The organism is Streptomyces sp. CBMA156 (assembly GCF_014596515.1).
In the GTDB taxonomy this organism is placed as follows: domain Bacteria; phylum Actinomycetota; class Actinomycetes; order Streptomycetales; family Streptomycetaceae; genus Kitasatospora.
In genome coordinates this window covers 1-23,393 of sequence record NZ_MSJQ01000379.1, presented here as the reverse complement: position 1 = coordinate 23,393, position 23,393 = coordinate 1, and the positions used below count along the sequence as shown (strand labels likewise).

Annotated in this window: 21 protein-coding genes and 1 pseudogene; 15 read left to right on the top strand and 7 right to left on the bottom strand. The window is 72.2% G+C overall.

The features are described 5' to 3' along the window. Nucleotides 1-44: 44 nt before the first annotated feature. From sufD to BU198_RS33065, 6 genes are read left to right on the top strand one after another with little or no spacing between them, the layout of a single operon-like run. Nucleotides 45-1,277 carry a Fe-S cluster assembly protein SufD gene (sufD, locus tag BU198_RS33090; RefSeq protein WP_188300533.1) on the top strand — a complete coding sequence of 411 codons (1,233 nt, stop codon included), beginning with the start codon at nt 45-47 and terminating at the stop codon, nt 1,275-1,277. 5 nt (nt 1,278-1,282) lie between these two features. Next, nucleotides 1,283-1,600, top strand: coding sequence for a bifunctional 3-phenylpropionate/cinnamic acid dioxygenase ferredoxin subunit (locus tag BU198_RS33085; protein WP_063349526.1), 318 nt, complete (start codon nt 1,283-1,285; stop codon nt 1,598-1,600). A 6-nt stretch (nt 1,601-1,606) separates the two neighbouring features. Next, entirely contained in the window at nt 1,607-2,371 is a 765-nt protein-coding gene (sufC, locus tag BU198_RS33080) for a Fe-S cluster assembly ATPase SufC (protein WP_188300532.1), read from the top strand. Next, complete coding sequence (locus BU198_RS33075) at nt 2,368-3,627, top strand: cysteine desulfurase (RefSeq protein ID WP_188300531.1); 1,260 nt, start codon at nt 2,368-2,370, stop codon at nt 3,625-3,627. The genes sufC and BU198_RS33075 overlap by 4 nt, the downstream gene beginning before the upstream one ends. Nucleotides 3,628-3,647: 20 nt before the next feature. Continuing rightward, entirely contained in the window at nt 3,648-4,100 is a 453-nt protein-coding gene (gene sufU / locus BU198_RS33070; protein ID WP_188300530.1) for a Fe-S cluster assembly sulfur transfer protein SufU, read from the top strand. Between the two features lie 23 nt (nt 4,101-4,123). After that, nucleotides 4,124-4,528, top strand: a complete 405-nt coding sequence (locus BU198_RS33065; RefSeq protein WP_188300529.1) for a metal-sulfur cluster assembly factor — start codon at nt 4,124-4,126, stop codon at nt 4,526-4,528. Nucleotides 4,529-4,741: 213 nt separating this feature from the next. On the opposite strand, the gene BU198_RS33060 is transcribed toward BU198_RS33065, so the two are convergent. Continuing rightward, complete coding sequence (locus BU198_RS33060) at nt 4,742-5,203, bottom strand: NUDIX hydrolase (RefSeq protein WP_188300528.1); 462 nt, start codon at nt 5,201-5,203, stop codon at nt 4,742-4,744. A 299-nt stretch (nt 5,204-5,502) separates the two neighbouring features. Between BU198_RS33060 and BU198_RS33055 the strand changes: the two genes are divergently transcribed. After that, nucleotides 5,503-6,162, top strand: a complete 660-nt coding sequence (locus tag BU198_RS33055) for a Uma2 family endonuclease (RefSeq protein ID WP_188300527.1) — start codon at nt 5,503-5,505, stop codon at nt 6,160-6,162. 362 nt (nt 6,163-6,524) lie between these two features. Here BU198_RS33055 and BU198_RS33050 read toward each other — a convergent pair whose 3' ends face one another. Continuing rightward, nucleotides 6,525-7,859 carry an MFS transporter gene (locus BU198_RS33050; RefSeq protein WP_188300526.1) on the bottom strand — a complete coding sequence of 445 codons (1,335 nt, stop codon included), beginning with the start codon at nt 7,857-7,859 and terminating at the stop codon, nt 6,525-6,527. A 359-nt stretch (nt 7,860-8,218) separates the two neighbouring features. Here BU198_RS33050 and BU198_RS33045 point away from each other — a divergent pair, with 359 nt between their 5' ends. Continuing rightward, nucleotides 8,219-9,841 (top strand): hypothetical protein, encoded by a 1,623-nt coding sequence (locus BU198_RS33045; RefSeq protein ID WP_223245301.1) that lies wholly within the window; start codon nt 8,219-8,221, stop codon nt 9,839-9,841. A gap of 118 nt (nt 9,842-9,959) precedes the next feature. Here BU198_RS33045 and BU198_RS33040 read toward each other — a convergent pair whose 3' ends face one another. Then, entirely contained in the window at nt 9,960-10,442 is a 483-nt protein-coding gene (locus BU198_RS33040; protein WP_188300525.1) for a VOC family protein, read from the bottom strand. Between the two features lie 289 nt (nt 10,443-10,731). On the opposite strand from BU198_RS33040, the gene BU198_RS33035 reads away from it, so the two are divergent. Continuing rightward, entirely contained in the window at nt 10,732-11,874 is a 1,143-nt protein-coding gene (locus tag BU198_RS33035; protein ID WP_188300524.1) for a hypothetical protein, read from the top strand. Nucleotides 11,875-12,161: 287 nt separating this feature from the next. Further along, complete coding sequence (locus BU198_RS33030) at nt 12,162-13,652, top strand: alkaline phosphatase PhoX (protein WP_188300523.1); 1,491 nt, start codon at nt 12,162-12,164, stop codon at nt 13,650-13,652. 40 nt (nt 13,653-13,692) lie between these two features. Here BU198_RS33030 and BU198_RS33025 read toward each other — a convergent pair whose 3' ends face one another. Further along, nucleotides 13,693-15,285: a helix-turn-helix domain-containing protein gene (locus BU198_RS33025; protein ID WP_317620426.1), complete on the bottom strand. Its 1,593-nt coding sequence runs from the start codon at nt 15,283-15,285 to the stop codon at nt 13,693-13,695. Nucleotides 15,286-15,431: 146 nt separating this feature from the next. On the opposite strand from BU198_RS33025, the gene BU198_RS33020 reads away from it, so the two are divergent. From BU198_RS33020 to BU198_RS33005, 4 genes are all read left to right on the top strand, one after another. Continuing rightward, on the top strand, nt 15,432-16,028 hold the full coding sequence (locus tag BU198_RS33020) for a PadR family transcriptional regulator (protein WP_188297456.1): 597 nt from the start codon (nt 15,432-15,434) through the stop codon (nt 16,026-16,028). Next, nucleotides 16,025-17,140 (top strand): FAD-dependent oxidoreductase, encoded by a 1,116-nt coding sequence (locus BU198_RS33015; RefSeq protein WP_188297455.1) that lies wholly within the window; start codon nt 16,025-16,027, stop codon nt 17,138-17,140. The genes BU198_RS33020 and BU198_RS33015 overlap by 4 nt, the downstream gene beginning before the upstream one ends. Nucleotides 17,141-17,382: 242 nt before the next feature. Next, nucleotides 17,383-19,011 carry an L-glutamate gamma-semialdehyde dehydrogenase gene (gene pruA / locus BU198_RS33010; RefSeq protein ID WP_188297454.1) on the top strand — a complete coding sequence of 543 codons (1,629 nt, stop codon included), beginning with the start codon at nt 17,383-17,385 and terminating at the stop codon, nt 19,009-19,011. A gap of 206 nt (nt 19,012-19,217) precedes the next feature. Next, the gene (locus BU198_RS33005; protein WP_188297453.1) at nt 19,218-20,147 is read left to right on the top strand and encodes a proline dehydrogenase family protein; all 930 of its coding nucleotides are present in this window, start codon (nt 19,218-19,220) and stop codon (nt 20,145-20,147) included. A 72-nt stretch (nt 20,148-20,219) separates the two neighbouring features. On the opposite strand, the pseudogene BU198_RS33000 reads toward BU198_RS33005, so the two are convergent. Further along, a pseudogene (locus tag BU198_RS33000) lies at nt 20,220-20,632 on the bottom strand (Uma2 family endonuclease). 147 nt (nt 20,633-20,779) lie between these two features. Here BU198_RS33000 and BU198_RS32995 point away from each other — a divergent pair. After that, nucleotides 20,780-21,472, top strand: coding sequence for an RraA family protein (locus tag BU198_RS32995; protein ID WP_188297452.1), 693 nt, complete (start codon nt 20,780-20,782; stop codon nt 21,470-21,472). Nucleotides 21,473-21,572: 100 nt separating this feature from the next. Here the strand turns inward: BU198_RS32995 and BU198_RS32990 are convergent, their stop codons facing one another. Beyond that, entirely contained in the window at nt 21,573-22,538 is a 966-nt protein-coding gene (locus BU198_RS32990) for an SGNH/GDSL hydrolase family protein (RefSeq protein WP_188297451.1), read from the bottom strand. 124 nt (nt 22,539-22,662) lie between these two features. Then, nucleotides 22,663-23,393 (bottom strand): TerD family protein (locus tag BU198_RS32985; protein ID WP_188300522.1); only part of this gene is annotated, 731 nt, incomplete at its 5' end.

Here is a 23,393-nt window from a genome sequence, read left to right as displayed (position 1 = left end):
CGACCGCCCACCGACTTTTCGAGGAAGAGAGCACCACGACAGCCATGGCTGACGTCAACACCCCCACCGGCTCCACCACCGCCGGTTCGATCGAGGTCGGCACCGCCGGCGCGGGCGCGCAGCTCGCCGGCCCCGGCACCGGCCGCACCACGGTCCAGCAGCCGATCGACGCGCGCGTCGCGGTCAAGCCGTCCTTCGACGTGAACGACTTCCCGGTGCCCACCGGCCGCGAGGAGGACTGGCGGTTCACCCCGCTGCACCGCCTCGGCGGGCTGCACGACGGCACCGCCGCCGCTGCTCCGCGCGGTGAGGACAAGGTCGAGTTCACGCTGCCGGACGGCGTCACCGCCGAGACCGTCGGCCGTGACGACGCCCGTCTGGGCAAGGCCGGTACGCCGGTCGACCGGGTCGCCGCGCAGGCGTTCAGCGCCTTCGAGCAGGCCCTGGTGGTCACCGTTCCCAAGGAATCGGTGCTGGCCGAGCCGGTCAGGATCGACGTGCGGGGCGAGGGCGGGGTCCGCTTCGCCCACGTGGTGATCGACGTCAAGCCGTTCGCCGAGGCCGTCGTGGTGCTGAACCACGCGGGCACCGGCACCCGGGCCGCCAACGTCGAGCTGCTGGTCGGCGAGGGCGCCAAGCTCACCTTCGTCTCCGTGCAGGACTGGGAGCGCGAGGCCGTCCACGTCGCCCAGCACAACGCGCTGGTCGGCCGGGACGCCTCGTTCAAGTCCGTGGTCGTCACCTTCGGCGGCGACCTGGTCCGCCTGCACCCGCGGGTCAACTACGCGGGCCCCGGTGGCGAGGCCGAGCTGTTCGGCCTCTACTTCGCGGACGCCGGTCAGCACCTGGAGCACCGCCTGGTGGTCGACCACGACACGCCGCACTGCCGGTCGAACGTGGCGTACAAGGGCGCGCTCCAGGGGCAGGACGCCCACGCGGTCTGGGTCGGCGACGTGCTGATCCGCGCCGCCGCGCTCGGCACCGACACCTACGAGCTCAACCGGAACCTGGTGCTCACCGACGGCGCCCGGGTCGACTCGATCCCGAACCTGGAGATCGAGACCGGCGAGATCGTCGGCGCCGGCCACGCCTCGGCGACCGGCCGCTTCGACGACGAGCAGCTGTTCTACCTCCAGGCCCGTGGCATCCCGGCCGACGAGGCCCGCCGCCTGGTGGTGCGCGGCTTCTTCGCCGAACTGCTCCAGCAGATCGGCGTGGCCGAGGTCCAGGAGCAGCTCATGGTCAAGATCGACGCCGAGCTGGAATCGGCGGTCTGATCCCCATGACCTTCCTCCGCGCCTGCGCGCTGAGCGACCTCCAGGAGGACGTCCCGAAGCGCGTGGACCTGAACGGCGTGCCGGTCTCCGTCGTCCGCACCGACGAGGGGGTGTTCGCGATCAACGACACCTGCTCGCACGCGAACGTCTCGCTCTCCGAGGGCGAGGTCGAGGACTGCATGATCGAGTGCTGGCTGCACGGCTCCAGCTTCGACCTGCGCACCGGCAAGCCCTCCGGCCTGCCCGCCACCAAGCCGGTCGCTGTCTACCCCGTAAAGATCGAAGGGGACGATGTGCTCGTCTCCGTCAACCAGGAGTCCTGAGTACACATGGCAACCCTTGAAATCCGCGACCTGCACGTCTCCGTGGAAGCCGAGAACGGCCCGCGCGAGATCCTGAAGGGCGTCGACCTGACCGTGAAGCAGGGCGAGACCCACGCCATCATGGGTCCGAACGGCTCCGGCAAGTCCACCCTGGCCTACTCGCTGGCCGGCCACCCCAAGTACACCGTCACCGGCGGCTCGGTGCTGCTGGACGGCGAGGACGTCCTGGAGATGTCCGTCGACGAGCGCGCCAAGGCCGGCGTCTTCCTGGCCATGCAGTACCCGGTCGAGGTCCCCGGTGTCTCGGTCAGCAACTTCCTGCGCACCGCCGCCACCGCCGTCCGCGGCGAGGCCCCGAAGCTGCGGCTGTGGGTGAAGGAGGTCAAGGAGGCGATGGCCGGCCTCCAGATGGACCCGGCCTTCGCCGAGCGCAACGTCAACGAGGGCTTCTCCGGCGGCGAGAAGAAGCGCCACGAGATCCTCCAGCTGGAGCTGCTCAAGCCGAAGATCGCGATCCTCGACGAGACCGACTCCGGCCTGGACGTCGACGCGCTGCGGATCGTCTCCGAGGGCATCAACCGGGTCCGCTCGACCGGTGAGGTCGGCACCCTGCTGGTCACCCACTACACGCGCATCCTGCGGTACATCAAGCCCGACTACGTCCACGTCTTCGCGGGCGGCCGCATCGTCGAGTCCGGCGGCGCCGAGCTGGCCGACAAGCTGGAGAACGAGGGCTACGAGGCGTATGTGAAGGGGGGCGCGTCCGAGTGACCCATCCGTTTGCGGGACTGCTCGACACCGACGCGATCCGCAAGGACTTCCCGGTCCTCCAGCGGGTGCTGCACGACGACAAGCCGCTGGTCTACCTGGACAACGCGGCGACCTCGCAGAAGCCGCGCCAGGTGCTGGAAGCCCTGAACGCCTACTACGAGCGGCACAACGCCAACGTCCACCGCGGCGTGCACGTGCTCGCCGAGGAGGCCACGGCGCTGTACGAGGGCGCCCGTGACAAGGTCGCGGCGTTCGTCAACGCGCCGAGCCGCAACGAGGTGATCTTCACCAAGAACGCCTCGGAGTCGCTCAACCTCGTCGCCAACATGCTCGGCTGGGCCGACGAGCCGTACCGGGTGGACGCCGACTCCGAGATCGTCATCACGGAGATGGAGCACCACTCCAACATCGTTCCGTGGCAGCTGCTGTCGCAGCGCACCGGTGCGAAGCTCAAGTGGTTCGGGCTGACCGACGAGGGCCGGCTCGACCTGTCGAACATCGACGAGCTGATCACCGAGAAGACCAAGGTGGTCTCCTTCACCCTGGTCTCCAACCTGCTGGGCACGGTCAACCCGGTCGAGGCGATCGTCCGCAAGGCCCAGTCGGTCGGCGCGCTGGTCGTCATCGACGCCTCGCAGGCCGCGCCGCACATGGTGCTGGACGTGCAGGCGCTGGAGGCCGACTTCGTCGCCTTCACCGGCCACAAGATGCTGGCCCCGACCGGCATCGGCGTGCTCTGGGGCCGCCACGAGCTGCTGGAGGACCTCCCGCCGTTCCTCGGCGGCGGTGAGATGATCGAGACCGTCACCATGGGCTCGTCCACCTACGCCCCGGCGCCGCACAAGTTCGAGGCCGGCACCCCGCCGATCGCCCAGGCGGTCGGGCTCGGCGCGGCCATCGACTACCTCCAGGACATCGGCATGGAGCGGATCGCGGCGCACGAGCACGCGATCACCGAGTACGCCGTCGAGCGGCTGCTGGAGGTCCCCGACCTGCGGATCATCGGCCCGCGCACGGCCGTGGACCGCGGCGCGGCGATCTCCTTCACGCTCGGCGACATCCACCCGCACGACGTGGGCCAGGTGCTGGACGAGCAGGGCATCGCCGTCCGCGTCGGCCACCACTGCGCACGGCCGGTCTGCCTGCGGTACGGAATTCCGGCGACCACGCGGGCGTCGTTCTATCTGTACTCGACGCCGGGCGAGGTCGACGCGCTGATCGACGGCCTGCACCACGTCCGGAACTTCTTCGGCTGACGGGACGGGGCAGGACGACCATGAAGCTCGACTCGATGTACCAGGACATCATCCTGGACCACTACCGCAACCCGCACGGCAAGGGGCTGCGGGACGGCGACGCCGAGGTGCACCACGTCAACCCGACGTGCGGTGACGAGATCACCCTGCGGGTGAAGCTCGACGGCGTGACCGTCGCCGACGTCTCGTACGAGTCCCAGGGCTGTTCGATCAGCCAGGCGAGCGCCTCGGTGCTCAACGACCTGGTGGTCGGCAAGAGCGTGGGCGAGGCGCAGGCGGTCCAGGAGGCCTTCCTGGAGCTGATGCAGAGCAAGGGCCAGGGCGAGGGCGACGAGGAGGTGCTGGAGGACGCGGTCGCGTTCGCCGGCGTCTCCAAGTACCCCGCCCGGGTCAAGTGCGCGCTGCTCAGCTGGATGGCCTGGAAGGACGCCACCGCCCAGGCGCTCGCCCAGAACCCCGCCGTGAACGACTGATCCCGTAGGGGAGGAGCAAGACCATGAGTGACGAGAACACCACCACCACCACCGGCGCCGAGGCCCCCGCTGCGGAGGAGCAGCAGTCCGGCACCGTCATCGTCGGCACCACGGCCGGCACGGTCTCGGTCGAGGACCTGACCGAGGCCCTGATGGACGTCGTCGACCCCGAGCTGGGCATCGACGTCGTCAACCTGGGCCTGATCTACGGCGTCCACATCGACGAGTCCGACGTGGCCACCATCGACATGACGCTCACCTCGGCGGCCTGCCCGCTGACCGACGTCATCGAGGACCAGGCCAGGACGGCCACCGACGGCCTGGTGCAGGACCTGCGCATCAACTGGGTCTGGATGCCGCCGTGGGGCCCGGACAAGATCACCGACGACGGCCGCGACCAGCTCCGCGCCCTGGGCTTCAACGTCTGAGGCCGGGCTTTCGCCCCTTCGTCACCCTGCTGCCGCGCGAAACCCACGGGTTCGCGCGGCAGTGGTGTGTCCGGGCCTCTTCGCCCGTCGTCGGGTGGACACCCGCGCGTGGTCTGCTTCGTTGAGCAGGTCCACCGCCGTTCCCCACCATCCACCGCCCACCCGCCTGCCGGCGGGTGCCCGCCCCTGCCTTCGCCGCGCGGCGACAGCCGCTCAGGGCTCCGGGCAGCAAGTCGGTGCGCTGAGGAGGCCACCGGTCCGATCCCCTCGTCCGACCGCCTCGCGGAGGACCGCACCGATCTCTTGGGGGAGGAGGTTGATCGCGTCGAGGGCTTCGGCGGTGAGGGGGATCTCTTCGAGGACGTACTCGCCTCGGCCTTCCTGGCTGAACTCGGGGCCGGTGCGGTCCTCGAAGCTCCACTTTTCGATGGTGGCGAGGTAGAAGTCCTGACGTTCGTCGTCCGTCCCGATGGTGTGGAGGAGGCTGACGATCTCCGCCGAGCCCGCGATTTCCTCGCGGACCTCCCGCAGCAGGGCCTCCTCGGGGCCGGCATCCGTCGGCTCGATCCTGCCGCCGACGATCACCCAGTACGGGTCGATGCCGGGGCGGATGCGCTTGATCAGCAGCGTGGTGTTGTTCGGGGTGAGGAGGACGGCGCGGACGCGGTGCTGCATGGTGGGCTCTTCCTGTTCTCAAGGGTCTCGGTGCTGTGGCGCGGGTCAGTGGAGGAGCCAGCCGCCGTCGACGTGCAACGACTGGCCGGTGATGAAGGACGCGCTGGGCCAGCGAGGAAGGCGACGGATCGGCGCGTGAAGATTCTCCTGCTGGGTGGTTCGCGCGGCTTCGTCCGCAGGCGATGCCGTCAACCTGCTGCTGTGGAAACCTCTCCTTCGAGGGAAAACGTTTGCGCGGCGGTGGTATATCTGCGACCAGGCGGCCAGGCTGGTGCCGCGACCTCGGAGGGAGCGACGTGATGGCTGTGGAAGCGATCGGGCACTGGACGTTGCCCGACTCGGCGTACGCCATGTGGGTCCGCGGAGAGCTGGCCGACCATCTGCGACTGCCCGACGACGGTACGCGGGTCGAGGTCGTCGGAGGGGAGTTCGTCGTGTCACCGGCGCCGGTCTACGCCCATGGAGGGATTCTCTCGGACATCCAGGAGGCGTTCCTGGCTGCCCGGCTCGCTGATGCGGGATTCCCGTGGAGGGCCGTTCAGAGCGTGAACCTGGACTTGGCCGGGATCGGCGATGGCTACATCCCCGACATGGTGATCGTGGACCGGGACACCGATGCGGCGAAGCGTGCCGAAGAGGTGTTGCACCTTCACGCGCAAGAGATCGGTCTCGTGGTCGAGGTGACCTCCTCGTCGAACGCCCGTGACGACCGTCGTCCGGTGTTCGGAAGGCAGGTCAGGTCCACCAAGTGGAACGGATATGCCCGGGGCGGGGTGCCGTACTACCTGTTGGTGGACCGGGACCCGAGGCAGTCAGGTGTCACGTTGTTCGGGGAGCCGGACCGGGGCGAGGGGACGTACGAGGTGCTCGGCGAGTGGAAGTTCGGCGAGTCCGTCCGGCTGCCGGAGCCGTTCGGCGTCGAGATCGTGACCGGGGCCTGGAAGCCCTGGAACGTCTGAGATACGCCGCACGACGAACGACGCTGCCGATGAAGACCAGCACGGGGGTGCGGTGTGCCCGGCGGCGATGACCAGGCCGAGGCCGGTGGCCAGGCCGGTCATGCCGAGGGCGGTGGCCACGCGGTCCGAGGTGGGCGGGACGATCAGCTGAGTGGCGGCCGAGGGGCCGCGTGCCGTCAGGCCGGGCGGCACGCGGTGAGGGCAGGGGCGGGCACCCGCCGGGAGGCGGGTGGGGGAAGGTGGGGAACGGCGGCGGACCTGCTCACCACAGCGGATGGCGCGCGGGTGTCCACCCGCGGTGGGCGAAGCACCGCTGCCCGGGACTACCGAAGTAGTCCCGGGCAGCGGCGTTCGGGCGAGGGTCAGGCCGTCGGCTTGGGCTTGCGGGCCACGGCGACGGCGAGGGCGGCGCAGAGGACGGCGGCGAGGGCGGCGAAGCCGCTGACGGCGGGCAGCAGGCCGTAGCGCTGGACCAGGGCGCCGACCGCGACGATGGGCAGGGAGCTGCCGAGGTAGACGATGATCCAGAGGGCGGAGAGTTCCGAGCCGCGGCGCTCCGGGTCCATGGCGGTGACGGCGGTGGTGAACAGGGAGCGGAAGGCCACGCCCTGGCAGACGCCGCCGAGGACGCTGCCGATGAAGAGCAGTGCCGGTGTCCCGGTGTACTGGGCGGCGACCACCAGGCCCAGGCCGGTGGCCAGGCCGGCCATGCCGAGGGCGGTCACCACGCGGTCGGTGGTGGGCGGGACGACCAGCTGGGTGACGGCCGACGAGGCCAGCAGCAGGGCCGCGACCACGGCGCCGACCAGCTTGGAGTCGGTGTGCAGCAGCTTGGCGGCGAAGGCCGGGGCCAGGCTGAGGTAGACGCCGAAGACCGCGTACGAGATGAACCCGGCCGTGGCGGCGAGCAGGAACTCGCGGCGGCCGGTGCGCGGCAGCCGGATGCGTTGCGGGCGTAGGTGGGCCGGGGTGGTGATCCGGGGCAGGGAGGCCGGCGGGCGGTTGCGGCCGGGCATCCGGGGGTGCACCAGGGCCAGCGGCACGCAGAGCGCCAGCAGGGCGATGGCGTGCAGCAGGAAGGGTGTCAGCAGGGGGTCGGAACCGCCGGCCAGCAGGGCGCCGACGATCGGGCCGAGCGCGACGCCGCCCGCCGAACAGGCCAGGGTGATCTTGGCGGCGAGCGTCGGGCGGTCGGGCAGCAGGTCGCCGAGGGCGGCCCCGGCGGCGCCGGTCGACAGGCCGACGGCGATGCCCTGGACGGCGCGGCCGAGCGCGAGCTGCCAGAAGCTGCCGGAAGTGGCGAACACGACGTCGCCGATGGCCGCCAGGGCGACGGCGGGCAGGATCAGGGCGCGGCGGCCGAGGTGGTCGGACCAGTGGCCGACCACGGCCAGCACCGGGACCAGCGCGAACACGTAGATCGCGAAGAGGACGGTGGTGTCGAGCGCGGTGAGGTGCAGCTGCTGCTGGAGGAGCGAGTAGATCGGCGTCGCGAGGTTGGCGCCGATCAGCATGAGCAGCAGGGCGGCGGCCACCAGGCCGACGCGGATGCCGCGAAGTGCGTTCCAGCGGCTGATCGTGGCGAGCTGGAGCTGGGCGCGCGGCGCGAGCTCCAGGGGGAGCAGGGCCTCCGACAGTCGGCGTCCGTCGAGCTGCGCGGTGCGCAGGCCGGAGCCGGCGGGGGAGAGGTCCGCCATGGCAGGGGTCTCCTGTGGCCGGGCACCACCGGGGTCGGCGGGGTGTGCCGGCGCGCCCGTCCGGAGGCGCTGTGGTGGTGGCCGCGGTGCGGGGCTCCCTGGTGGGGCGAGGTGAGCTGAAGAGGGCCCCTCCGGCCCGGGGTCGGGTGGAGGGCGAGGGCTTCGTTGCCCCGGTGGCCCGCGCGGGGTGTGCGCGGTGCCAGATCGAAGGATAAGGGGTGGGCGCACGCCCACGGCGCGCGCCCCTGGGTGCGCCCCGCACGGCCGGGCGTCGGGGGTGCCCGGCCTATACGCTGAGGTGTTGGATCGGGTACGCGGCGCTGTTGGGCTGACCGCTGGCTGAGGGAGAGCGCACAACGATGGCCGGACGACGTCGCAAGAACGCCGGAGCTTCGGCAGAGGAGGGGCCGGTCGAGGCGGTCCTGCCGGCCGACCTGGAGCTCCAGGACCTCTACGGGGCCTTCGCCGCGCACGGGCTGGACGACGAGGACCTGGACGACGCGGCCGTCCTGGTCCCGCCGGTGAGGCTGCCCGCCGAGGACGAGCTGGCCGGGCAGGCGAAGGCCGTACCGATGTTCGGGTACGCGCTGGCGCTGGCCCGCTGGGCGGCCCCGCACCGGGTGGTGGACGAGTTCGGCGACCTGGTCGAGGCGGACCGGGCCCCCGTGGCCAGGCTGCTGGGTCTGGCCCCGGCCGAGGGCGAGGTGCCCGAGGAGGCCGAGGTCGAGGCACTGCGGGCCTGGTCGCTGGCCTGCGACCTGGACCTGGTGGAACTCGGTACGACCGCGGAGGGCGAGCACGTCGCCGTCCCCGGACCGGACCTGGAGCCCGCCGAGCAGGGTGATCCGGACACCGTCCTGGAGCTGTGGCTGACCGCCGCCGGGATCGTCCGGGAGCTGGCCGTCGAGGCGGACTCCGTCCCGGAGGAGGCCGACGGCGAACCGGCCGGCGGCGACGAGGGGGACGAGGAGGACGAGGACGCGCTCTCCGGGGTCGAGGAGGCCCGCGACGAGGCCGCCGAGCTGCTCGACGAGGCCCTGCAGGTGCTCTACGAGACCACCGCCTTCGCCGAGCCCGGCAACGAGACCGTGCCGCTGGGCGTGCTGGCCGCGCTGCTGGTGGTCCCGGAGGGCGAGGAGCCCAGCGAGGAACTGCTCGGCGACATCACCGACGTGATGGTCGCGCTGGACCCGATGCTGGGCGACCTCGCCGAACTCGGCCTGCTGGACTACCGCCCGATCGACCCCGAGCTGTTCGACGAGGAGGACGGCGAGGAGCCCGCCGTGGTCGGCGAGGAGCCGCTGGACGAGGAGGAGTCGGCCCGCTTCGGGCTGGTCAGGCTCACCCCGCTCGGGCAGTACGGCATCCGGCAGTGGCTGCTGGAGGACGGCTACGACGCGCCGCTGGTCGGCGACCTGGCCAAGGGTGACGCGGCCGAGCTGCTCCGCGGGGTGTGCGAGTCGGCCAACGTGCTGCCGGAGGAGGAGCTGCGGGAGTGGACCGCCGGCCGGGAGCCGGTGGCGGCGGCGCGCGATCTGCTCGCCGCGGCGCGCGGCATCGACGGGTACGGCCCGCTGCGCCGGATGCTCTGCGTCTCGGCGCTCAACCTGCTCGGTCCCGGCGCGGAGCCGGCTGTCCGGGAGGTCATGGCCGACCCGGAGCTGGGCGGCGCGGCGCGGGCCTGGCTGACCTCCCAGGGGGCGACGGACGTGCCGGTGCCGGACCGGGCGATGGCGCTGTGGACGGTGGTCGACACCTTCGCCGCCCAGCTGCTGGACAACGGCGGCGAGGCCGAGCTGCTGCGCGAACTGATCACCGACCTGCCGGTGAACGGGGACCCGGCGGGGTGGTTCGGCGAGCTGTGGCGGGTCGACCACCCGTACACGGCGGACGTCCTGGAGGCGATCGGGGAGCTGCATCCGGACCGGGCGCTCGCCAAGGAGGCGCGCAAGGCGGCCTTCAAGGCGCGCTCCAGGAGCTGATCCGGGAGCTGGCCCAGGAGCTGGGCGGGGCAGCGGAGGTCAGGGCGGACCCGGGGCGGGCCGCGTCCTAGGGGAGGGCCCGGGCGGGTCTCGGTCCGGGGCCGGTCCGGGGCCGGGTTCAGGGCAGGTCCAGCGAGCCGTCCTCGGTGAAGGGGAAGAACGGGTTGTGGGCCAGCTCCCAGAGGTGGCCGTCCGGGTCCTCGAAGTAGCCGGAGTAGCCGCCCCAGTGGGTCGGGAGCGGCGGCTTGACCACCACGGCGCCGGCCTCGACCGCCGTCCGCAGCGCGGCGTCCACCAGGGCGGGGGACTCCAGGTTCACCGCGAGGGTGACGCCGCGGAAGGAGGGCTCGCCGGTCGCGGGCACGCCCGCGTCCGCGGCCAGCTCGTCGGTGGGGAAGAGGCCGAGCACGGAGTCGGCGGTGCGGAACCAGACGATCTCCGGGCTGGAGGCGGCGGAGCGCTTCCAGCCGAGGTCTTCGTAGAAGCGGGCGCTGCGGTCGAGGTCGGTCACCCCGAGGGTGACGATGCTGATCCGGGCGGGGAACGCGTCCTGCCCGGTCCGGTCCTGTGCCGCGTCTGCCGCGTCGTTCTGTGCTGTCATGCCGCCAGGTTAGGGAGGGAGGCTGACAACCGGACGTCCTGACACGGCCACCGCGCCCGTCCGGGGACCGAGCTGATGACCCGGCAGCTGTCGGCACGTAAGGTGGCGTCAGCGGTGCGGGCGCGAGGACTCGGGGGTGCGGCACAGGATGATGCGGGAGAGCGGCGGCAGGCACCAGGAGCGGAACAGCGGGCCCTCCGGCCACGTCCCGGCCCCGGACCGGCGGGTCGGCGAGGACCGGTTCGCCGGTCAATCCGAGCGGCTCGTGGACCGGTCCGTGGATCAATCCGTGGAGCAGTCCGTGGAGCAGTCCGTGGACCGACTGGCCGACCAGCTCGCCGACCAGCTCGCCGGGCAGGAGGAGTTCTCCCGCCGGACACTGGCGGCGGCCGACTTCCCGGTGTACGGCGTGGCCGCCGGGTCGGGTCGTACCGGAGAGATGCTGGCCGCCTTCGAGACCTCCGGCGGCGAGCTGCGCTGGGTCGAGGTCCAGTGCGGTGACTGGCGTTCGACGGCCGGTCCGTACGTGACCGTGCGCACCTATCGTCCTGGGGCCGAGCAGGGCGAGCAGCTGCCCGACCTGGAGGACCTGGTCGAGGACGAACGGGACCGCGTCTACGAGCAGTTGGGCGTCGACGAGGGCGACGGTCCTGGCCGGGTGCGGGCGTTGCGCGAGTGGATCACGGTGGACGGCGAGCCCTGCGCGCTGGAGGTGCACGAGGACCGGCCGGTGCCCGCGCCCGGCGCTCCGCCGGCGGACCGGCCGGTGCCGGTGTGGGCCGGACGGCTGCGGGTCGGCGGGCTGACCGTGACGGTGTGCGGGCGCGGGCTGGCCCCCGGCGCGGTGGAGCTCGGCGGGATCGGCGACTTCGAGCGCCATCTGCGCGGGCGCACCGAGCTGTTGCGTGACCTCGCCTCCCGGCGGGCCGGGGACGTCCCGGTCGAGGAACGCGAACTCCCGCCCGCTGTAGGGATGGAGGCGCACCGGGCGCTGATCGGGCAGACCGTCGCCGAGTCCGCCGCGATCGAGGCGCAGGTGCGGGCCGGGCGCACGCCGAGGTTGCCGCGCGGGCTGCGCGGGGAGGTCGGGGCGGTGCGCTGGGAGGCGGCGGTTCGCCAGCAGATGCGGCTGGCCACCGAGACCAGGGAGGAGGCCGCTGCGGCGGTGACCTCGATGGTGAACCACCTCAACCGCCTTTCCCAGCAGACTCATTGGCTGGTCGGCACGGCGGAGGGCGAGGCGGCCGTCGAGGAGGTCGTCCGGTACACGGTGTTCGCCAGTGAGGTGGCGAGTCTGCCGGCGCAGCGGGCCTGGGCGCAGCTGTGGCGGGAGCGGCCGGGCGGCGGCGGGGCGGGGGTCTGGGAGGAGCAGCGGATGGTCGAGCGGCTGTGGCTGTCGGCCTGGGAGCAGTGGCGGGTGGCGCGGCGCTGACGGTGTGTCGGCCGGGGCGGCGGCGGTGGGTAGGCCGGCGCGTCCCCGGTGTTCCGGCCCGCCGGATGATGGCCGGCCGGGTGGGTGGGCCGGCGGTGATCCGGGTGGTGATCCGGGCGGTGATCCGACGGGGCGCGAGTAAAGCAGGAGTCATGTGACGGTCATCGGTCGGCAAATGGCCGCCTGGACGTGAGGTGGGCGTCATGCCGGGTTCACCCGCCCGGCGGAGCCTGCTGGGCGTCGGCATCCCACACCGACGCCCCCGCTCATCCTCAGGAGTTGCTGCCATGTCGCTGTCCCGCCGGGACTTCGTCAACCGTTCCACCCTCGTCGGGGCCGGCGTGCTGATCGCCGGCAGCGCCGAGGCGCTGGCCAGCGCCCCGGGCGCGATCGCCGCCCCGGTCGGCGGCGAGGCCCCGGTCGCCGCCGCCGGCGGGACCAACTCGGCCGCCGGCACCGCCGTCGGCTACGGCCAGCTGGTCCAGGACCCGGCCGGGCTGCTGGCCCTGCCGAAGGGCTTCTCGTACAAGGTCCTCAACCGGGCCGGCGTCACCAAGCTGCGCACCGGCGAGTTCACCCCGAGCAACCACGACGGCACCTCCGCCTTCGAGGACGAGCGCGGCGGCAACCTGATGGTGGTCAACCACGAGCTGTCCGGCGCCCGCGCCGGCTGGCCGAACCCGGTGCCGCTGACCGAGGGCCACGTCTACGACCCGGCCGCGGCCGGCGGCTGCACCATCGTGCACGCCAAGCGGGACGGCTCGGTCGAGCAGTGGGTCGGCATCGCCGGCACCTCCACCAACTGCGCCGGCGGCGTGACCCCGTGGGGCACCTGGCTGTCCGGCGAGGAGACCGAGGACAAGGCCGGCAAGAACGGCTTCACCAAGGACCACGGCTACATCTTCGAGGTCGACCCGTTCGACGACGACTACAACCGTGACCCGCAGCCGGTCAAGGCCTTCGGCCGCTACGCGCACGAGGCCGTCGTGGTGGACCCGAAGAAGGGCCACGTCTACCTGACCGAGGACGCCTCGAACCCGAACGGCCTGCTCTTCCGCTGGACCCCGCCGGCCGGCTTCAAGCACGGCCGCTACAAGCTGCGCAAGCTGGCCGCCGATGCCGGCGTGCTGGAGGCCTTCAAGGTCTTCGACGCGCAGGGCAAGTTCATCGACGACCTCTCGCGCGCCACCAAGGTCGGCACCACCTACGGCGTGGACTGGGTCAAGGTCGAGGACCGCGACGCCAGGACCGTCTCGGTGCGCAAGCAGTTCAAGGACGGCGAGGTCACCCGCGCCCGCAAGCTGGAGGGCATGTGGTGGGGTGACGGCGGCTTCTACTTCGTCTCCAGCTTCGCCCGCTCGGAGAGCCCGCTCCAGCACGACGGCCAGGTCTGGTTCTACAACCCGACCCGCCGCACCATCACCCTGAAGGTCCTGCTGGGCGTCAACAGCGACGTCTGGGGCGACCACGACAACTTCGACGGCCCGGACAACATCACCGTCTCGCCGTACGGCGGCATCGTGATCGCCGAGGACGGCGACGGCATCTCGCACCTGTTCGGGGCCACCGAGGACGGCCTGGTCTTCCCGATCGCCCGCAACGAGCTGAACATCGGCACCGCCGAGAAGCCCGAGTTCAGCGAGTTCACCGGGGTTACCTTCTCGGACGACGGAAAGACCCTGTTCGCCAACATCCAGACCCCGGGCATCCAGCTGGCCATCAGCGGCCCGTGGCGCCGGCTGAACGAGCACAAGCGCGGCCAGGGCTACGGCGAGTGACCCACCCCTGCTGAACCGACCGCCTGCGGCTGCCCGCGGACTACTCGTCCGCGGGCAGCCGCAGTTGCAGCATCGCCAGCAGGCGCTGCTGCGGCTGGGCGAGGTCGATGCCGGTCAGCTGTTCGGCGCGGCGCACCCGGTAGCGCAGGGTGTTGGGGTGGATGTGCAGGGCGTCCGCGGCCACCCGGACCTCGCCGAGCGCGTCCAGCCAGGCCAGCACCGACTCGGCGAGCCTGGTGCCGTGGCGGCGGTCGTAGTCGGTGAGCGCGGTCAGCCGCGGGTCGCGCAGGCCGGTGCTCTCCTGGAGCAGCGCGACCACCTCGCTGACCAGCACCTCCGCCTGGACGTCGATCAGTGCCGCGACGTCGAGGTCCACTCCGCCGCGGCCCATCGCGTCCAGGATGCGGTCCGCCTGCGCGCGGGAGTCGGGCACCTGGGCCAGGCCGTCGACGGTCGAGCCGATCGCGGCGCGCAGCGGGACGCCCAGGTGCTCGCGGGCGGCCGTCACCACCTCGGAGGCCCAGTCGCGCACGGTGGTCATCGGCAGGCCGGGCGGCAGCTCGGGCAGCAGCACGTAGACCCGGGACTCGATCGGGGCGAGCAGCGCGGTGCGGTGCCGGGCGGCGGCGTGCACCGAGATCAGGCCGGTGACGTCGGAGCGGTGCAGCGCGTCGGTGGTGTGCGCGGCGTAGGCGAGCACGGTGGCCGGGCGGCGCAGGTCCAGGCCGAGGTGGGTGGCGAGCGACTGGGGGCCGGTGGAGCCCTCCAGCAGGCCGGTGAGCAGGGTCCGGGTGAGCCGGACGTCGGCGGACAGCTCCCGGCGGCGGCGCACCAGCTGGGCGGCCGCGACCCGGGCGGCGCCGACCAGGGCCTGCTCGGCCAGCGGGGCCAGCGGCTGCGCGCCCTCCTGCACCCAGATGGTGCCGAGCGGCTGCGCCCCGGCCCGGATGCCGACCGCCAGGCGGCGGCGCAGGCCCAGCTCGGGGTGCGGCTCGACCGCGATCGGGGCGTCCGAGCTGCGCAGGTGCTGGAAGATGCCCCACTCGCGGAGCTTGGACAGGTACGGCTCGGGGCCCTGCCAGCCGAGGATGGACAGCCGGCGCAGGTCGTCGACCTCGTCGGAGTCGGAGGAGCGGGAGTAGGCCAGCACCCGGCTGGAGGTGTCCTCGATCGAGACGATGCCGTTGGTGAGCACGGCGACGGTCTGGGCGAGGGAGAAGAGGTCGCCCGCGTTGGGCTCCGCGGCGTCCGGGGCGTCAGGGCCCGCGATGATCGCCCGGGCCAGCGAGTCGAGGTGCTCCCAGCGGGTCTCGCGGCGCACCGAGAGCAGTGCGACGCCCGCGTCGGTGGCGGCCTCGCGCAGCGCGTCGGCCTGGCCGGGGCCGTCCAGTTTGATCGCGACGGCGGCGGCCCCGGCCCGGCCGGCCGCGCGCAGGGCGGGCAGGGCGGCGCGGCCGCGGGCGCCGATCGCGAGCACGAGTTCGCCGGGGGCGGCGGTCGGTGGGTCCTCCGGGTCGAGGATGGCGACGTCGCGCACCGGGACGTCCAGTCCCTGCGGGGCGGCCTGTAGTTCGACCAGCGGTTCGCCGAGGGACATCAGGAGTTGACGGAGCGGCAGGCCGGGGGTGGTCACTCCGGTCCTCCTTCATCCGCCCGGACAACGGTATGTGGTTGATTTTAGCCGGGCGGACAGAGTTCGGGATCGTCGATACCGAATAGTTGACCCTGACTATCCGAGAATGAATAGTCGGTACTGACCAATCGATGAGGAACATCTCCATGGCGAAGCGACGCAAGGTGTCGAACCCGCTGGCCCTCGCGGTCCTGGCCGAGCTCACGATCGAGCCGATGCACCCGTACGAGATGGGGCGCCGGCTCAAGGAGCAGGGCAAGGACCGGAACATCAAGTACAACCGCAGCTCGCTCTACATGGTCGTGGAGCAGCTGCGGAAGGCCGGGTTCGTCGCCGAGCAGGAGACCGTCCGCGACACCCAGCGCCCGGAGCGCACCGTCTATGCCCTCACCGAGGAGGGCACGGCGGAGCTCGGCGACTGGATGCGCGAGCTGGTCGCCGAACCACAGCACGAGTACCCGGCGTTCGGGGTGGCCCTGTGCCTGCTGGCGGCACTGCCGATCGAGGAGTCGGCGCAACTGCTGGCCCGACGGCTGGAGGCGCTGGACGCGAGGATCCACGCCTCGCGGGCCATGCTGCACGAGGTCGGCGGGATGGACGTCCACCCGATGTTCGTCGTCGAGGAGGACTACGCCCTCGCGCTGCTGGAAGCCGAGCGACGCTACACCGAGCACCTCATCGGACAGCTCAGGGAGCCGGAGTTCACCCGGACCCTGCAGGAATTCCTGAGGAGGATGGAATGAGCACCGCCCGCACCATCCGGACCGCACCCACCACGCGCACCACCGGGAAGGCCCTGGTCATCGGCGGCGGCATCGCCGGGCCGGTGGCCGCGCTGGCACTGCACGGGGCCGGCATCGAGGCGGAGGTCTTCGAGGCCTACCCGACCGCGGCCGGCGGCATCGGCGGAACTTTTATGACTGCGCCCAACGGTCTCGCGGCTCTCGCGGCCGTCGGCCTCGAAGCGGAGGTCGCCGCGATCGGCCAGCGCATCGACCGGATGGTCATCGAGGACGCCGGGAACGGTGTCCTCGGCGAGTTCCCCGAGGTGTCCGGCCGGGTGATGCGGCGCGCCGAGCTGTACGCCGTCCTCCAGCGGCGGCTGCGGCGGGAGGGCATCCCGGTCCGGTACGCCAAGCGGCTGACCGGCGTCGAGGAACGCACGACCGGCATCACCGCCCGGTTCGCCGACGGAACCACCGCGGACGGGGACCTGGTGATCGGCGCGGACGGGACCCGCTCCGCGGTCCGTGGGCTGATCGACCCGGCCGCGCCCGGCCCCCGGTACACCGGCCTGATCGGGATCGGTGGACACAGCGCGCACCGGCTGGACGGCCCCCGCGCGGCCGGGGAGTCCATCCACTTCGCCCAGGGGCCCCGGGCGTTCTTCGGATATTGGGCGCTGCGGGACGGCACCGGGACCGCCTGGTTCAGCAACATCCCGCGTCCCGGGCAGCCGACCCCGGAGCAGGTCAGGGCGGTGTCGCGCGAGGACTGGCTGGCGCTGGTCCGCGAGCGGCACGCCGAGGACCTGCCCGCCCGGGAGGTCCTGGCGGCGGCGGACGAGGCGAGCGTCGAGGTCTTCCCCCGGCTGGAGATCATGCCCTCCGTTCCGCACTGGTACCGCGACCGGATGGTGCTGGTCGGCGACTCGGTGCACGCCCCGTCCAACAGCTCGGGCCAGGGGGTCTCGCTGGCCGCCGAGAGCGCCGTCGAACTTGCCCGCTGCCTGGCCGGGCAGCCCGACCTGGCGAGCGCCCTGGCGGCCTACGAGGGAGCCCGGCGGCCGGTGGTGGAGGAGGTCGCGGCCAGAGCAGCGGTGGTGAACGGCCGGAAGGCGAGCGCCGGAGTGTGAGCCGGTGTCCCGCGCCGGGGGCGTGGGCCGGTGGTGCGAGGTGGTGTGAACGGTGGGGCGATCGGGGACGGTTCGTGACCGCGGCGTGACCCCCTTCGTCGGGCCGGACAATGCCGTACGGGGGAATTTAGCCGCCCGGCCAATCATGTGGCCCGGTAGCCAGGAATAGCGTTCGTGCTGTGGCCGGCGCGCAACCCGCGCCGGCAATCCCCCCGCACTGAACGAAGGAGAGCGTGCGCTCTATGGACGCTGTGACCCAGGTCCCCGCGCCGGTGAACGAGCCGGTCCACAGCTACGCCCCCGGGAGCCCGGAACGGGCTCGTCTGGAGGCCAAGCTGAAGGAGCTGGGCGGCCAGGAGCCGGTCCAGCTGACCATGACGATCAACGGTGAGCGCCGGATGGGCGGCGGCACCGAGATCCACGTCGTCCAGCCGCACAACCACGCGGCTCGGCTCGGCACCCTGCGCAACGCCACCCAGGCCGACGCGCAGGACGCCATCGACACTGCCCTGGCCGCGGCCCCGGCCTGGCAGGCGCTCTCCTTCGACTCCCGCGCCGCGATCTTCCTCCGGGCCGCCGACCTGCTGGCCGGCCCCTGGCGCGAGACCCTGGCCGCCGCCACCATGCTCGGCCAGTCCAAGACCGCCCAGCAGGCCGAGATCGACACTCCCTGCGAGCTGGTCGACTTCCTGCGCTTCAACGTGCACTTCGCCCGCCAGATCATGGCCGAGCAGCCGATCTCCTCGGAAGGCGTGTGGAACCGCAGCGACCACCGCCCGCTGGAGGGCTTCGTCTACGCGATCACCCCGTTCAACTTCACCGCGATCGCCGGCAACCTGCCGACCGCGCCCGCGCTGATGGGCAACGTGGTGCTGTGGAAGCCGTCCCCGACCCAGCAGTTCTCCGCGCACCTGCTGATGCAGCTGCTGGAGGCGGCCGGCCTGCCCAAGGGCGTCATCAACATGGTGACCGGCGACGGCCTGGCCGTCTCCGAGGTCGCGCTCAAGCACCCCGCGCTGGCCGGCATCCACTTCACCGGCTCCACCGCCACCTTCCAGCACCTGTGGCGCGAGGTCGGCACCAACATCTCCGGCTACCGCACCTACCCGCGGATCGTCGGCGAGACCGGCGGCAAGGACTTCCTGGTCGCCCACCCGTCCGCCGACCCGAAGGTCCTGAAGACCGCGATGACCCGCGGCGCCTTCGAGTTCCAGGGCCAGAAGTGCTCGGCGCTGTCGCGGGCCTACGTCCCGGCGTCGATCTGGGCCGGCCTCAAGGACGAGTTCGCCGCCGAGGTCGACGGCCTCACCATGGGCGACGTCAGCGACCTGTCCAACTTCATGTCGGCCGTCATCGACGAGCGCTCCTTCGCCAAGAACAAGGCCGCCATCGACCGCGCCCAGGCCGACCCGCAGGTCGAGGTCCTCGCCGGTGGCACCTACGACGACTCGGTGGGCTACTTCGTCCGCCCGACCGTCCTGGTCTGCCAGGACCCGTCCAGCGAGTACTTCAAGGACGAGTACTTCGGCCCGGTCCTGGCCGTGTACGTCTACGAGGACGAGAAGTACGAGGAGATGCTGACCCAGATGGAGTCGGCGTCCGCCTACGGCCTGACCGGTGCGATCATTTCCCAGGACCGCGCCGCGGCCCAGGACGCGATGCACAAGCTGCGCTTCGCCGCCGGCAACTTCTACATCAACGACAAGCCGACCGGCGCCGTCGTCGGCCAGCAGCCCTTCGGTGGCGGCCGGGCCTCGGGCACCAACGACAAGGCGGGCGCCAAGCAGAACCTGGCGCGCTGGACCTCCACCCGCTCGGTCAAGGAGACCTTCGTCCCGCCGACGGACTACCGCTACCCGCACATGGGCTGACCAGCCCCTCCGACCAGCCGGCTCGTCCAGTAGCCACCGGTCACCCGCGACGCCCGGTCCCGCAGCCGGGCGTCGCCCCGCCGGGGCGGCGGTCCGCCCACCCGTCGCGCGCCGCCACCCTTCCCGGGACGCGCCGCGCGCGGCACCCGGATACCGCCGCCCCGGCCCTTCTGCCACCCTTGGAAACACCAGCACCAGGAGTCACGATGCTCCGTTCCGCCCTTCTCGCGGCCTCCCGGTCCCCGCAGGTCCGCACCGTGGTCGAGAAGTTCCCGCCGACCCACGCGATAGTCGAGCGCTTCGTCGCCGGCGACGTCCTCGACGACGCGGTGACCGCCACCGACGACCTGATCGCCACCGGTCGCAAGGTCACCCTGGACCACCTCGGCGAGGACACCCAGGACGCCGCCCAGGCCGCCGGCACCGCCGAGGCCTACGAGCACCTGCTCAAGGCCCTCAAGGAGACCGGCCTCGCGGCCGGCGCCGAGGTGTCGGTCAAGCTGTCGGCCGTCGGCCAGTTCCTCCCGGTGGACGGCGAGAAGATCGCGCTGGAGAACGCCCGCCGCATCTGCGAGGCCGCCGCCGACGCGGGCACCACGGTGACCCTCGACATGGAGGACCACACCACCACCGACTCCACCCTCGCCATCGCGCGCGAGCTGCGGGCGGACTTCCCCTGGCTGGGCGTCGTCCTCCAGGCCTACCTGCGCCGCACCGAGGCCGACTGCCGCGAGTTCTCCGGCCCCGGCTCCCGGGTGCGCCTGTGCAAGGGCGCCTACAAGGAGCCCGAGTCGGTCGCCTTCCAGGGCAAGCACGAGGTGGACCTCGCGTACGTCCGCGCCCTGAAGGTCCTGATGGCGGGCGAGGGCTACCCGATGATCGCCTCGCACGACCCCAACATGATCAAGATCGCCGGCCAGCTGGCCCAGTGGAACGGCCGCAAGCGGGACTCCTTCGAGTACCAGATGCTGTTCGGCATCCGCCCCGAGGAGCAGCTGCGCCTCGCCGGCGAGGGCAACACGATGCGCGTGTACCTCCCGTACGGCCAGGAGTGGTACGGCTACTTCATGCGCCGCCTCGCCGAGCGCCCGGCCAACCTGACCTTCTTCCTGCGCGCCATGGCCACCCGCGGCTGACCCGGCGCCCACGAACTGCGGCCCGCACCCCTGACGGGGGGTGCGGGCCGTCGGCGTCAGCGGGAACGGCCGTCAGAGGAACGGTTTGGTGTCGAGCTCGAAGCCGAAGGGCGCCGGGAGCGCGAGCGGTTCGCCGAAGGCGGCCAGGTGGACCTCGGTGTACTCCTCCCGGTGGGGCTTGCCGAAGAGACCGACCTGGTACTTCTCGCGGTCGACGAGGAGGTGGAGCGGGATGCCGGCGCGGGCGTAGCAGTGGCGCTTGGCGATCCGGTCCTGGTCGGGCTTGGCGGATGTCACACCTGCTTGAGCAGGTGGTTGATGTGGTCCTCGTGATCGCCGTCCGGGGGTGGTGCCACGATGATCTCTCCCTCGATGAGCTCGGCTCGGAAGCCTTCGGGGGAGTGCAGGCTCAGGAAGCTCTCCAGCAGGATGCCGGTCTGCGTCGGGGAGCCCGTGATCGGTTGCTCATGCGCCACAGCACTCATGATGCCCCTCCTTCAGATGGCCGTCACGCTGACCGCCGCTCGGCCGGGCTATGCCGTATGCGGCGGAGTTCCACTCGATGGTGTGAGTTTGAGGCCTGCCATAGGATTCCGTGCTGGTGAACTGGCTTTTCGACGGGAGGAGTCGGGATGCTGAAGGCTTTCGCGGAGCTGTCCACGCCGCTGGTGGCGGACGCCTGTGTGCGGCTCGGGGTGGGGCTGCGGGTGGCGCCGGTGGGTGTCGCGTCGGTGGTGGCCGGGGCCAGGGTGGCGGGGCGGGTGCTGCCGGTGCGTCACTACGGGAGCGTGGACGTGTTCCTGGAGGCGTACGGGACGGCCGCGGCCGGGGACGTGCTGGTGGTCGACAACGGCGGGCGGACCGACGAGGCCTGCATCGGGGACCTCGCGGTGCTGGAGGCGCGGGCCGCCGGGGTGGCCGGGATCGTGGTGTGGGGGCTGCACCGGGACACCCCCGAGCTGCTGGAGATCGGGCTGCCGGTGTTCAGCTACGGCGCGCTGCCGCTCGGCCCGGTGCGGCTGGACGACCGGGAGCCGGCGGCGCTGCTGACGGCGAAGTTCGGGCCGCACCCGGTGAGCGCCGGGGACGTGGTGTTCGCCGACCCGGACGGGGTGCTGTTCGTCCCCGCCGACCGGGTCGCGGAGGTGCTGGAGACGGCCGGCGCGATCGCCGGGACCGAACGCGCGCAGGCCGGGCGGATCGCCGCCGGGGACACGCTGCGCCGGCAGACCGCCTTCGACGAGTACCTGGAGCGCCGCGCCGCCGACCCGGCGTACAGCTTCCGGCAGCACCTGCGGCGGGTCGGCGGGGCGATCGAGGAGTAGGCCGGCCGGTCGGAGCCGGCGGTACATGACGTGCAGGCCGACGTAGCCGTCCACCGGGTGGAGGAAGGTCTCGCCGGCGGGTACGGGGGCTGCCCTGGTCTCAGCCGCCGAGGACGGCGTCCTCGACCAGGGCGGCGGTGTGCGCCTGGCCGGTGGCGTTGGGGTGCACCACCGCGTACCTGAGGGGGAGGACGCTGGTCAGCACGCCGTCCAGCCAGTGGTCGGCGTCGCAGACGCTGTGGCCCGCGCTGGCGGGGTAGAGGTCCACGAAGGAGTCGCCGTGGGCGGCGGTGACCTGGGCGATGAGCGCGTCGAGCGGCTCCAGGAGCGCGGTGCGGGTCCAGGCCAGGTCGCCGGTGGTGAAGGTGCCGAACTGGAGGGGGTTGCCGTACCGGCAGAGGGCGGCGTTCTCGGGGACGAGGTGCGGATAGCCGACGGTGAGGACCCTGGCGGACGGGGCCTTGGCGTGCAGTGAGTCGAGCATCCGGCCGTAGTCGGCGCGCAACCGGTCGAACCGGCCGGGCAGTTCGGCGTCGAACTTGTCCTTGCAGGGCGTGCCCTGGCCGAGGTGGACGGCGCCGAGTTCGATGCAGCTCTTGAGGATCTCGGCGAAGCCGAGGTCGTTGCCGCCGATCCCGACGGTGATCAGGTCGGTGGCCGGGTCGACGGCGTCGATCTGCCGCGGGACGGCCGGGTAGGGGGCGTTCGGGTCGGTGCCGAGCGGCGGGAGCGGGCGGCCGAGCGGGGACTGGGTGCTCACGTCGACGTTGCCGGTGGTGGCGCCGCTGCAACTGACGTTGCGCAGGCCGACCAGGGAGCCCAGGTCGCGGCGGATGATCTCGGGGTAGGACTCGACGGTCCTGGCGCAGCCGTCGCGCGGTGCGGTCTCGTCGCCGGTGGCCTCGATGACCCCGGCGGTGTAGGAGTCGCCGAGGGCCGTCCAGTGGAGCGAGCCGGCGCGGACGCCGGGGCCGGCGGCGGCCTGGGCGGTGGTCGGGGTGATCAGCCCGGCGGCGAGCACCGCCGCGGTGCCGGTGACGGCGAGGCGGGACAGGAAGCGTGGCACGGATCTCCTCCTCGGGTGCGGGGAGGAGCGCGATTCACCCCCCTGAGAGTCAATCGAGCTGCCACGAGGACGACTTGATGCCTCAAAGGGGTGAATCGACGGGCGCGGCCATGACGCCGCGGGGTTACAGCATCGACGCGGCCGGCTCGATCATCGCCCGGGCGGTCTTGCCGTCGACGTACTCGCCGAGCGCCGTCATCTCCCACTCGCCGCCGGGGCGGCGGACCAGCTTGCACATCACCACGCCGGTGTGCGGCTCGGAGTTGGTGAGGTCGAAGCGGACCAGTTCCTCCTCCGTCCGGGCGTCCAGCAGACGGCAGTAGGCGTCGCGCACGTCGGTGAACTTCTGGCCGGAGAAGGAGTTCACGACGAAGACCAGCCCGTGGACATCGGCCGGCAGGCCCTCCAGGTGGACGGTGATCACCTCGTCGTCGCCGCCCTCGCCGCCGACCAGGTTGTCGCCGGAGTGGGAGATCGCGCCGTTGAAGATGTTCAGCTTCATGAACCAGGCCGTCTCCAGCCGCTTGTGCCGGGCGTCGAAGGCGAGGCACGAGGCGTCCAGGTCGACGGAGCGGCCGCGGGCGGCGGACTTCCAGCCGAGGGCCATCCGGATCGAGGAGAGGAACGGGCGGCCGTTCTTGACCAGGGAGACCGAGCTGCCCTTGACCAGGCTGACCCGGCCCTTGTCCAGGGTGATCTTGGCGGGCGCGGCCGGGGCCGGGGGCACGGTGGGCGCCGGGGGAACCGCGGGCGGGGCCGGGACGGCGGTCTGACCGGTGGCGAGGGCGATCCGCGGGTCGACGGGGGAGGAGGCGGGCGCGGGCGGGGCGGCCGGCGGGGTGGGGAGGTGGAGGG